Origin of the sequence: Actinospica durhamensis, assembly GCF_018139695.1 — a bacterium.
GTDB classification, from domain to species: domain Bacteria; phylum Actinomycetota; class Actinomycetes; order Streptomycetales; family Catenulisporaceae; genus Actinospica; species Actinospica durhamensis.
Window position 1 is genome coordinate 22,019 of the sequence record NZ_JAGSOG010000074.1, and the last position, 11,946, is coordinate 33,964.

General features: G+C 71.0%; 7 protein-coding genes. 6 read left to right on the forward strand and 1 reads right to left on the reverse strand.

Translation table 11 applies throughout. The annotated features are described in order from the left end of the window. Positions 1–2 precede the first annotated feature (2 nt). The 6 genes from KDL01_RS16600 (at position 3) to KDL01_RS16625 (ending at position 11,138) form a co-directional block, all read left to right on the forward strand. Positions 3–740 carry a thioesterase II family protein gene (locus tag KDL01_RS16600; protein ID WP_212529409.1) on the forward strand — a complete coding sequence of 246 codons (738 nt, stop codon included), beginning with the start codon at positions 3–5 and terminating at the stop codon, positions 738–740. Positions 741–834: 94 nt separating this feature from the next. Then, entirely contained in the window at positions 835–4,056 is a 3,222-nt protein-coding gene (locus KDL01_RS16605) for a non-ribosomal peptide synthetase (protein WP_212529410.1), read from the forward strand. Beyond that, a complete protein-coding gene (locus tag KDL01_RS16610) occupies positions 4,049–7,891 on the forward strand; it encodes a condensation domain-containing protein (protein WP_212529411.1) in 3,843 nt (1,280 codons plus the stop codon). Before KDL01_RS16605 ends, KDL01_RS16610 begins: the two co-directional genes overlap by 8 nt. Continuing rightward, positions 7,888–8,148, forward strand: a complete 261-nt coding sequence (locus KDL01_RS16615) for an MbtH family protein (protein ID WP_212529412.1) — start codon at positions 7,888–7,890, stop codon at positions 8,146–8,148. The genes KDL01_RS16610 and KDL01_RS16615 overlap by 4 nt, the downstream gene beginning before the upstream one ends. A gap of 12 nt (positions 8,149–8,160) precedes the next feature. Then, positions 8,161–9,408 (forward strand): cytochrome P450, encoded by a 1,248-nt coding sequence (locus KDL01_RS16620; RefSeq protein WP_212529413.1) that lies wholly within the window; start codon positions 8,161–8,163, stop codon positions 9,406–9,408. 218 nt (positions 9,409–9,626) lie between these two features. Continuing rightward, positions 9,627–11,138 carry a serine hydrolase domain-containing protein gene (locus KDL01_RS16625; protein ID WP_368861583.1) on the forward strand — a complete coding sequence of 504 codons (1,512 nt, stop codon included), beginning with the start codon at positions 9,627–9,629 and terminating at the stop codon, positions 11,136–11,138. Positions 11,139–11,226: 88 nt separating this feature from the next. On the opposite strand, the gene KDL01_RS16630 is transcribed toward KDL01_RS16625, so the two are convergent. Further along, the coding region (locus KDL01_RS16630) for an Ig-like domain-containing protein (protein WP_212529415.1) at positions 11,227–11,946 on the reverse strand (720 nt) is incomplete at its 5' end.

The following is an 11,946-nucleotide window of genomic DNA, read 5'->3' on the forward strand; positions in this document are numbered from 1 at the left end:
CCATGCGACCGCAGAAGTGGCTGCTGAGAGAGCCGGGCGCGGAGGCCACGGCGCGCCTGTTCTGTATCCCGTACTCCGGCTGCGGCGCGAGCATGTACCGCAGGTGGCCCCGCTTCATCGAGCACATCGAGACCTGCCCGGTGCAACTGCCCGGCCGCGAGAACCGCATGCGCGAACCGGCGTTCGCCACCTACGAGGAGATGGCCGACGGCCTGGTCGAGGGCCTCGCGCCGTTCCTGGACCGGCCCTTCGCGTTCTTCGGCCACTGCGGATCGGCGCTCGCGGCCGCCGAGACGACCGCGCGCCTGGCCGAACGCGGACTGCCGCTGCCCACCCGGCTGTTCCTCTCCTCCCAGGTCGCACCGCACGATCCGCCCTACGGCCGGCTCCTCGGCATGACCCACGCGCAGCTGCGCGAGGAGCTGTACGTACTCCTGGCCGACCTGGGCACCCCGAATCCGCCCGAGGATCTGATCGACCTCGTCCACGAGATCCTGGTCACCGACATGGAGGCCACCCGCAAGTACGTCCTGGCCGAGCCCAAGACGCTCCCCACGCAGATCACCTCGCTCGGCTGGACCCTGGACATCGACGTCCCGGCCGCCCTGACCAAGGGCTGGGCGCACTACGCGCCCACCACGTTCGAACTCCTCGACGGCGTGCACTACGCGTTCCTGGACGCTCCCGACGCGCTGCGCCGGGTCATCGTGCGCGACCTGCCGAACCCCGCAGTGAGCTGACACCGCCGACGCTCCCCGGCGGGGCGAGCGCATCGCCGCACCACCAGTACACCCCGTGCCTCGCGCCGAAGAAGGATGATTGGAGTCATCTACCGTGCCTTACACCCCTGAGACTCGGCAGCCCCTCGCCCGCCTCGACCATGATGACGACCTCTCCGCGCAGCACACGATTCCCGAGCTGTTCGCCCTCGTCGTCGCATCCCGGCCCGACGCGACCGCACTCGTCGGGCCGGACTGCCGACTGACCTACGCAGAACTCGACCGGCTCGCCGGGCGCCTGTCCGAGGACCTCGTGGCGCACGGCATCGGCCCGGAGAACCTCGTCGCGATCCGCATGCACAACCCGGTGCACAGCGTCATCGCCATGATCGCCGTGACCCGGGCCGGAGGCGGCTACCTCGTGCTCGAGGGCACCTACCCGCCGGCGCGCCTGAAAGCCATGCTCGACGGCTCCGCGCCCCGACTCATCGTCAGCGACGGTGTCGACGTCGAGATACCCGGCACCCTGCCGGTGCTCACGTTCCATCCGGACACGCAGGCGGACCAGGACGCGGGTGAAGCCGGGCGCGCGGCGCATCGTGGCGGCGAGTCCGGCCTCTCACCGGCGAACCTGGCCTACGTCATCTACACCTCCGGGTCGAGCGGGGCGCCCAAGGGCGTAGCCGTCTCGCACGCGGGGATCGCGACGCTGGTGCGCGAACAGGCCGAGCGCTTCGGCGTGACCCCGGATGCCCGCGTACTGCAGTTCGCTCCGCTCAGCGTCGACGCCTCGGTCTCCGAGCTCTGGGTGACCCTCCTTTCCGGAGCCACGCTCGTGTGCTCCGACAGCGACCGCGTCCTGCCGGGCGAGGAACTCGTCCGCGTGGTCGAGCAGTTCGCCATCTCCCACGTCACGCTGCCTCCTTCGGCGCTGCTCGCGATGGCGCCCGAGGACCTGCCCGGTACGACGATCGTCGTGGCGGGCGAGGAGTGCCCGGCTTACCTGGCCGCGCAGTGGAGCCGGGGGCGCCGCCTCATCAACGCCTACGGCCCCACCGAGACGACGGTGTGCGCCACGATGAGCGACGCGCTGGACGACTCCGGGCAGGTCCCGATCGGTCGTGCGTTGGCGGGTCTGGGCGTGTATGTGCTCGATGGCGCGCTGCAGGCTGTTCCTGAGGGTGTGGTGGGGGAGCTGTACGTCTCCGGCGTGGGGCTGGCGCGGGGATATGTGGGACGCAGCGGGCTGACGGCGCAGCGGTTCGTGGCCGATCCGTTCGTCGGTTCCGGGGCCCGGATGTACCGTACCGGCGACCTGGTGCGGGCTGACAACGAAGGGGAACTGGTCTTCGTCGGCCGCGCCGACGCACAGGTCAAGATCCGCGGGTACCGGGTGGAACCCGGCGAGGTCGAGGCGGCGCTCGGCAACGTCGCGGGCGTGGCACAGGCCGCCGTGGTGGTCTCCGGCGAGGCGGCCGAACGGCGCCTGCTGGGATACGTCACCGCCGAACCCGGCGCCGCGCTCGAGGGCAACGGCGTTCGGAAGTCGCTGGCGACCGTCCTGCCGGAGCACCTGGTGCCCTCCATCGTCACCGTGCTCGACCGATTCCCGTTGACGGCCGCCGGGAAGATCGACCGCGCCGCGCTGCCGCTGCCCGCCGGCGTCGCGGCAGAGGGACAGCGCCCGCGCACCCGTCAGGAACGGGTGCTGTGCGAGGCCTTCGCCGAAGCGCTGGGACTGGAGTCGGTGGGCATCGACGCCGACTTCTTCGAGCTCGGCGGCGACAGCATCCTGGCCATCAAACTCATCTCCCGCGCGCGACAGGGCGGCCTCGCCATCAAGCCCCGCGAGATCTTCCGGCACCGCACGATCGCGCGCCTGGCCGCGATCGCCGGCCCGGTCAAGGCCACGCCGGAACGTGCGGCGACGGACAACCTCGGCCCCGTACTCCACACGCCGATCATGAACTGGCTCGCGGAACGCACCGGCGAGCTGCGCGGGTTCTACCAGTCCGCGCTGATCCAGGTCCCCGCCGACCTCTCCCTGCCGACCGTGGCCGGGGCGCTGCAGGCCCTGATGGACCATCACGACGCCCTGCGGCTCCAGATCGTGCGCGACCAGACCGACGAGACCTGGAGCGCCCTGGTCCCGGCGCCCGGCAACGTCGAGGCCGAGGCCTGCCTGACCCGTGTCGACATGAGCAACCAGACCCCGCGCGCACGGTCCGCGACCCTCGACGCGGCCCTGTCCGCGGCGTGCGCCCGACTCGATCCCGAGGCCGGGATCATGCTGCAGGCGGTGTGGTTCGACTGCGCGCAACAGCCCGGCAGGCTCCTGCTGGTCGTACACCACCTGGCCGTCGACGGCGTGTCCTGGCGCATCCTGCTGCAGGACCTTCCCGAGGCATACGAGGCCGTCGCCGCCGGCCGGGCCCCCGAACTGCCGCCGGTCGGCACCAGCCTGCGCCAGTGGGCACACCAGCTCCACGAGGAAGCCGCCACCGAGACGCGCACGGCCGAGACGGCCTACTGGCACGACCTCGCCGCAGCGCCCCAACTCGAGATCGGCCGACGGCCGCTCGACCCCGCGATCGACACCGCCTCCACCGCCGAAAACCTCACCAACGAGGTGCCCGCCGAAGTCGCCGCGACCATCCTCGGCAAAGCGCCGGCCGCCATCCAAGGGCACATCAACGACGTTCTCCTCGCCGCCCTGGCCCTCGCCGCCGGCCGCTGGTTCGCCCAGCGCGGAGCGCGCGGCCCGCTCCTGGTCGACGTGGAGGGCCACGGCCGAGAGGACCTGTTCCCGAACACGGACCTCTCCCGCACCGTGGGATGGTTCTCCACGCTCTACCCCGTACTGATCGACACCGCGGACGTCGAGGACGAGGCCGAGTCCTCCCACGGACCGGTCGTGGCCAGGGCGTTGAAGCAGATGAAGGAACAGCTGCGCGATATCCCCGACCACGGCATCGGCTACAGCATCCTGCGCTACCTCCCCGGCCCGGCCCGGCAGGAGCTGCTCTCCTGCGCACCGGCGCAGCTCGCGTTCAACTATCTCGGCCGGTTCCCCACACCGGCGGCGGTCGACTGGCAGCCCACGAGCGAGGCCGACGGCGTGCTCAGGGGCGGCTTCGGACCGGACCAGCCGCTCGCCCACGCGCTGGAGCTCGGCTGCATGACCCTGGACTCCAGCGACGGCCCGCGGCTGTTCACCTCGTGGATCTGGCCCCGCGGAGTGCTCGACCGCGAGGATGTGGCCCAGTTCGACGCACACTGGTCGCAGGCGTTGGCGGACATCGCCCGCCACGTCGCGGAAGCGACCGCCGATGAGTGAGCACACCCCCGCGGACTTCCCGCTGGCGAACCTCAGCCAGGACGAGGTCGATCTGCTCGCCGCACGGTTCCCGGACCTGGAGGACATCCTTCCGCTCGCCCCGCTCCAGACCGGACTCATGTTCCACTCCCTCTACGACGAGCGCGCCGAGGACGTCTACACCGTCCAACTCGGCGTCCGGCTGCGCGGCGCCCTCGACCCGGAGCGGATGCGCCCCGCGCTACTGGCGCTGACGGTGCGCCACCCCACCCTCCGGGCCCGATTCGTCCGAGACGGGCTGCGCGAACCGCTGCAGGTGATCGCCGCCCCCGAACCGGTGCCGGGGGAGACCAGAGACCTGCGATCGGTGCCGGCGGACCGCCGCGAGGCCGAATACGCCGCGCTCAGCGCCGCCGAGCGCAGCCACCGCTTCCGGCTCGAGACCGACCTGCTGCTGCGCCACGTCCTGGTCCGCACCGACGAGGACGAGCACCGCCTGCTTCTGACCAGCCATCACCTGACCTTCGACGGCTGGTCCTCGCAGCTGATCATCCGTGACCTCCTGGCGCTCTACGAGGCAGGGGAACGCGAGTGCGACCTGCCCGCGTTCAAGCCCTACGCCGAATACCTGGCCTGGCTGGACGGGCAGGACCACGAAGCCGCCCTCGCCGAGTGGCGCCCGGCGCTCGCGGCGCTGCCGGGCCCCACCCTGATCGCCGAGAAAGGCCATGCCGGGGAGAAGGCCACCCGGCACATCGTGACGAGGCTGACGCCGGAGGAGTCCGCCGCCCTCGCCCGAACGGCCCGGTCGGCGGGCGTGACCCTCAACTCGATCTTCCAGGGTGCCTGGGCCCTGATCCTCGGGCACCTCACCGGCGCGCACGACGTCGTCTTCGGCACCACGGTGGCCGGCCGGCCGGCCGAACTGCCGGGCATCGAGGAGACCGTCGGCATGTTCATCAACACCTTGCCGGTGCGGGTCGACGTCCACCCGGCCCGCAGCGCCGAGGACATGTTCGCGAGCGTGCTCGACGAACAGGCGCGCCTCATGGAGTTCCCCTACCTCAGCTTGAGCCGACTGCTGGAACTGTCGGGCCATCGGACGCTGTTCGACACCATCCTCGTCTTCGAGAGCTATCCCACCGGGCAACACGACGAGGCCGCCGCCGGCCCCTCCTCGCTGAAGCTCACCGACATCGAGGGATACGACGCGACCGACTTCCCCCTGGCACTGGTCATAGATCCGGCCACGCCCGTCAGCGTGCGCGTCAACTACCGTCAGGCTTCGATCCCCGACGACCTCGCCGAGCAGATCCTCGCCCTCTTCCGCCACGTACTCACCCAGATCCCCGACAAGATCGAAGAACCCCTCGGACGGCTGGGACTGCCCGCACCGGACCGCGCGGCGAGCCTGCTCGCGCTCGGCGCGGGAGCCCGGCCGCTGCCACCGCGACAGGCCGGCGGTGTGGGCCGCGCGCTGCGCGCGATCGCCGAGCGCGATCCGGACGCCGTCGCCGTGCGAGACGCCGACAGCACCCTCACCTACGCCGAGCTCCACACCCGGGCGGACGGCCTGGCCAAGCACCCGGCCTTCGCCCCGTTGCGCAACGAGGATCCGGTCCTGGTGCTGCAGGAACGCTCGCCCCGACTCGTCGTGTCGCTCCTGGCCGCGGTCAACTCGGGCGGCGCCTGCCTGCCCCTGCCCCCCGACACGCCCTCCGAGCTCGTCCGCGCCGCCCTCGAGCAGTTCACACCCCCGCTCATCCTGACCGACCGGGCTTCGGCACGCGACGACCTCTTCCAGCCCCTCGTGGACCGCGGCCACACGACCGTCATCGTCGTGGACGAGTACGAGTACGAGTACGAGGCTGCAGTCCCCAGCGGTGCCCCCGCCGCCGTTCCCGCGATCGCTCCCGATCAGCTGGCCGGGCTGAGCATCACACCCGCCCCGACCGAGACCGCCACGGCAGTCGGCATGACGCACGCCGAACTGCTCCGGCTGGCGACCGACCCGTGCTGGACCGAGGGTCCACCCACCGTACTCATGCACTCCCCACACACATGGGACGCGCTCACGTACGAGATGTGGGTTCCACTGCTGCAGGCAGGCGAGGTCGTGCTCGCCCCGGTCGGCGATCAAGCCGTTCGCGCCGTTCGTGCCGATGACGATCTTCCTCAGCTCGGCCGGCTGGTCAAGCAGCACGGCGTGACGCGCATGCGGGTCGCGGCCGGCATGGTCGGCCGGATCGCCCAGCAGAGCCCTGAGGACTTCGCCGACCTCGACGAACTGTGGATCGCAGCAGGCACCCCGGCGCAGGACGCCGCCCGCCTGCGCGCCGCCGTACCCGAGGTCGCGCTCGTCAGCACCTACGGCTCCAGCGAGACCTCCATACTCACCACCCGTCACCGGATCACGGCCGACGACCCTGAGCTTCTAGTCCCGATCGGGCGTGCGTTGGCGGGTCTGGGTGTGTATGTGCTCGACGGGGCACTGCGGTTGGTGCCTGAGGGTGTGGCGGGGGAGCTGTACATCTCTGGTGTCGGGGTGGCAAGGGGTTATGTGGGGCGGCGCGGGCTGACGGCGCATCGATTCGTCGCCGACCCGTTCGCCGGCGGCGGGACCCGGATGTACCGCACCGGTGATCTCGTGCGGTGGAACGCCGACGGAGAACTGGTGCTCGCCGGCCGCACCGACGCCGATGGGACGGCCCCTGATTCCCCGGCGGAGCACGGCCAGGCGCAGTCGGACGCACCGGAGCGGCGTGCGCGTACGCGTCACGAGCAGGTGCTGTGCGACGCGTTCGCCGAGGCGCTCGGACTCGACTCGGTGGGGCTCGACGCCGACTTCTTCGAGCTCGGCGGCTACTCGATCGTCGCGATGCGCCTCGTCGAGCAGTTGCGCCGGGAGCTGAAGACCGAAGTGAGGATCCGCGACGTCTTCGAGGCCCCGACGCCCGGACTGCTCGCCGCACGCCTCGCCGGAACCGACGAGCCACCCGAGCACGAGCCCGAGCACGACCGGTTCGCCGCCACGTTGCCGCTGCGGCGCGGCGATCAGGGGCCGGGGATGTTCTGCATCCATCCCGTCGCAGGCCTGAGCTGGAGCTACGCGGGACTGCTGCCGTACGTGCCGCCGCAGCTGGCGGTCTACGGCCTGCAGTCGCGCGGCCTGTCCGACGAGAACGACCCACTGCCCGGGGACGTCGACGAAATCGTGGCCGACTACCTCGACCGGATCCGCCGCACGCGACCGCAGGGGCCGTACGTGCTCCTCGGCTGGTCGTTCGGCGGCAACCTGGCGCAGATTCTCGCGGCCCGGCTCCAGGAACAGGACGAGCAAGTACTGCTGGTTCTCCTGGACGCGGATCCCGCGGTGAGTGACCTCGCCGTGCGCGACACGCGAGGATGGGCGGCACAGGCGCTGCTGGGACTGGCCGGACACGACTGCGACGCGCAAGGCTGCGACGCCCCCGGCTGCCGTCCCCAGGACCTGTCCGCCCACGTCGCGGACGTACTCGGGCAACCGCACAGTCGGCTCTCCGCGATCCCCGCCGCTCGCATACCGCGGGTCCTCCAGGTGATCGCCAACAACATGCGCGTGTCCGCCTCGCTACGGCAGGCCCGTTTCCCGGGGGAGAGCGTGGTGTTCATCGCCACCCGCTCCAGGCCCGATCCGCAGGCTGTGGCCGGAGCCTGGCGGCAGTATCTGAGCCCGTCGACGCAGGTCCACCCGATCGACGCCACACACAACGATATGACCGAGCCGGACACCCTGGCCGAACTGGGCAAAGTGTTGATCCCGGCCATCGAACAGTTCGCCGCGCAGAGCGCGGACCTTCTCAGGAGGCAACGATGAGCAACCCGTTCGAAGACGAGAACGCCCGCTATCTCGTGCTCGTCAACAACGAGGGCCAGCACTCGCTGTGGCCGGAGTTCGCACAGGTCCCGGGAGGCTGGGAGCCCGTCTGCGGGCCGGACAGCCGTGACGCGTGCCTCGCGTACGTCGAGACCCACTGGACCGACCTTCGCCCGCTGAGCCTGGTGCGCCGCATGCAGGAGATAGAGGACATGCAGGACATGGACAAGTCGCCGGAGAAGTCCGCGCTCAGCTGAAGGGAACAAGCGGTGCTGACGACCGCAGCCGGCCCCGGTGCCGCCGACCTGGGCGACCCGCACCTCTACCAGAGCGCGGACCGCTATCGCATGTGGGAGGAGCTGCGCGGGGAGAACAGGGCGATCTGGACCCCGCCCGGCACCTCGCCCGGCGGATTCTGGTCCGTCTTCTCGCATCAGGCGTGCTCGGAACTGCTCGCGCCGAGCTCGCCCTTCACCTCCGAATACGGGATGATGATCGGCTTCGACCGCGGCCGTCCGGACAAGGCCGGCGGCACGATGCTGGTCGCCAGCGAGGGCGAGCGGCACAACCAGCTCCGCCGCCGCATCGCCCCGTTCCTCTCGCGCACGTCAGCGACATCCCTGTCGGCATTCATGGGCCTGGAGGTGCGCGACATCCTGGAGCGACTGCGCGACGGCGAGAGCGCGCCACCAGGCGCCGGCACCCCGGACGGCTCGAGCGCGACCGGACCGGACATCGCCTCGCAGGTCGGCTCCCGCCTGCCCGCCGCCGTGGTCTGCGAGCTCCTCGGCATCCCGGCGAGCGACCGCGAGCTGGTCGTCGACCTGACCAACCACGCCTTCGGCGGCGAGGAGCCCGCGTTCGCCGACATGGACCCCTCGGAGGCGCACACAGAGATCCTGAGCTACTTCATGGACGCCATCACGCGCCGCCGCGCCGAGCCGGGCGAGGACCTGGTGACGGCGCTGCTGGCCGACGGCTACCTCGACGACGGCGAGATCCTGATCAACTGCGACAACGTCCTGATCGGAGGGAACGAGACCACCCGGCACGCCGTGACAGGATGCTTTCATGCCCTCGCCCAGAACCCGGACATCCTGCCCGCCCTGCGGGCCGACCCCGCCCTGATCCCCGCAGCCGTGGAGGAAATCCTGCGCTGGACCTCGCCAGCGATGCACGTCCTGCGCGTCTCCACCCGCCCAACGGTCATCGCCGGCCAAGACGTCGACGAGGGCGTCCCCGTAGTCGCCTGGCTCCCCGCCGCAAACCGCGACCCCACCGTCTTCCCCAACCCCGACGAACTGCGCCTAGACCGCCACCCGAACCGCCACCTCGCCTTCGGCAACGGCCTGCACCACTGCCTCGGCGCCGCACTCGCCAGAGCCGAACTCGCCGTCCTCCTCGAAGCACTCGCCGAAACGCTGGACGGCGTCGACCTCGCGGAAGCCCCACAATGGATGAGCGTCAACCAGGTGCAGGGCTACCGAAGCCTTCCCGTCACCCTGCACTGGCGCTGAATCCCGCGGGCGGCAGGCCCGGCTACGCCCGTCCCGCGCATCAGTGGCCGTTCCGCCTCAGCGCGGCGTTCGAGCCGAGCCCGGACGTGAAGACGTATGTTGACGTCAGTACGCCGCTGGCCCAGTATGAGCTCGCCTGTCGCGGAGATCTCGGGTGCCGACGTCGTCGTCGCCGGCACCGGGGCGGACCCGCGGAGAACCAACCCGGAAAGGCGACCATTCACGGCAAAACCGACGCGCTCCGCGAAAGCAGCCCGTCCTCCCAAGGCATCGACTCGCGCAGGATCACGGCGTTCCTGGACGCGCTCGAGGCCGAGCCGGGGATCGAACCGCACAGCCTGATGATTCTGCGGCACGGGAGCGTCGTGGCACAGGGCTGGTGGGCTCCGTACACCGCCGATCGCAGGCAACTGCTGTACTCGCTGAGCAAGAGCTTCACCGCGGCGGCCGCGGCCTTCGCCTGCGCCGAGGGCAGGCTGCGCCTCGACGATCCGGTGGTCGCCTACTTCCCGGAGTTCGAGGCGGAGATCACCGATCCGCGCAGCCGGCGGATCCTCGTGCGACACGTGCTGTCGATGGCGAGCGGGCACCGGGAAGAGCAGTGGGACGACGCCGTGGACCGAGACCCGGCCGAGCCGGTGCGCGGCTTCCTGCTGAGCGGGCCGGACGGCGAGCCCGGCAGCGTCTTCGCCTACAACCAGCCGTGTACGTTCACGGTCGCCTCGATCGTGCAGCGGGCGGCGGGAGAGCGACTGGTCGACTACCTGCGTCCTCGTCTGTTCGAGCCGCTCGGCATCGGCGAGGTGGCGTGGCAGGAGTATGAGCGGGGGCGCGATCTCGGCTTCACCGGGCTGCACGCGACGACGGACGCGATCGCCCGGCTGGGACAGCTCTATCTCCAGCGCGGTGTGTGGAACGGCGTCCGGCTGTTGCCGGAGGAGTGGGTCCAGCAGGCGACGCGGGCGCAGGTCGCCAACGGGCTGGACGGGGGGTCGGACTGGTCGCAGGGCTACGGTTTCCAGTTCTGGATGTCCCGGCACGGCTTCCGCGGCGACGGCGCGTACGGACAGTACTGCTTGATCCTGCCGGAACAGGACGCGGTGGTCGCCATGACGTCGCAGACCGCCGACATGCAGCGCGTGCTCGATCTGGCCTGGGAGCACCTGTTGCCGGCCTTCGACGGCGAGGGCCCGGCCGCCGCCGGCGCCGAGACGGCGGAGCAGGCCGACGCGTCCCTGGCCCGCCGCCTCGGCGAACTGGCCCTGCCGCCGCGCACGGGCGCCCCGGCGCCGTGCGAGGTGGCCGACACCGCCGCGGCGGACGGTCTCGTCTTCTCGGCCGAGGCGGACGGCGCAGGGCAACCGGTCTCCCGGCTGCACCTGGAGCAGAGCCCTGATAAGTCGGGCGACTGGAACCTCGTGATCACGGAGGACCCCGGCCGCGTCGATCCGTCCGATGCCGGATACGAGGATTTTCCGCGCGGCACGTTGACGCTGCGGCTGACCCCGGGCGGCGGCTGGACCGTGTCCGCGCCGGACGAGATCCCGACCGCGGTGAGCGGCGGCTGGGTCGATGCGAACACGCTCGGTTTCGACGTGCTGTTCCTCGAGACGCCGCATAGCGTCCACGTGACCTGCGACATCGCACGGGGCACGGTCGACTCTCGCTTCAGCACCGTGCCGCTCGGCACCCACACCCTGACCCGGCTCCGCGCGCCGCGGATAGCGTGACGACTCCCACTCGAGAACGGCGGCAAAGCGGGGGCGGAGGGGAAGGCCGCAGCGGCCTTCCCCTCCGCCGGCTCTCCGGTTCAGAAGTTCACAGGAGTGCCCCCTGTGCGCTGGAGCCCAGGTAGTCCGCGTCGCCGGCGAACGTGGCCGTGTAGCTCAGGCCGAGGTTGAACAGCTGCCCCAGGACTCCGCCGGTGCACGTGGCGGCGCCGGTCGGGCCGGTCACGGCCTGGCACACGATGGCCTTCTGGCCGAGCAGGTTCGTGGTCGTGAACGTGATCGTCTCCCCGGCCAGGGCCTGACCGGAGCCGGTCGTCAGGGTTGCGACGAGGTTCGGCAGCGTGGCGAGCACCGGTTGGGCGACGATGGTGGTCGGTACTCGGCTCACCGTGTAGACGAGGGCTGCGGAGGCGGAGCCGGTGAAGGCGGGCTCGCCTCCGTAGACCGCCGTGACGGTGTGCGAGCCCGGACTCAGGCTGTTCGTGGTGTAGGCAGCCCCGCCTGCTGCGTTCAGACTGGCCGTGCCGAGTGCGGTCGAGCCGTCCAGGAACGTCACCGTGCCCGCGGGCGTACCCGTTCCGCCGGGCACGGGCGAGACGGTGGCCGTGAAGGTGACGGACTGTCCGTACGTCGAGCCACCGGCCGGGCTGACGACCAGTGCGGTGCTCGTCGCCTGCTGGAGCGAATAGCTGATGACGACTTCGGCCGCTTGGGACGTGGCAACGGCGGCCGTGTAGGTGGCGACCGCCGCATAGCTCGAGCCGGCTCCGCCGCCTGCGGCAGTGCCGCTGGAGGTGGAGCCTCCGCC

Bases quoted from the DNA above. Each gene is read 5' to 3' on its own strand.
- KDL01_RS16600 (WP_212529409.1), top strand. From the start codon at position 3: ATGCGACCGCAGAAGTGGCTGCTGAGAGAGCCGGGCGCGGAGGCCACG.
- KDL01_RS16610 (WP_212529411.1), top strand. From the start codon at position 4,049: ATGAGTGAGCACACCCCCGCGGACTTCCCGCTGGCGAACCTCAGCCAG.
- KDL01_RS16615 (WP_212529412.1), top strand. From the start codon at position 7,888: ATGAGCAACCCGTTCGAAGACGAGAACGCCCGCTATCTCGTGCTCGTC.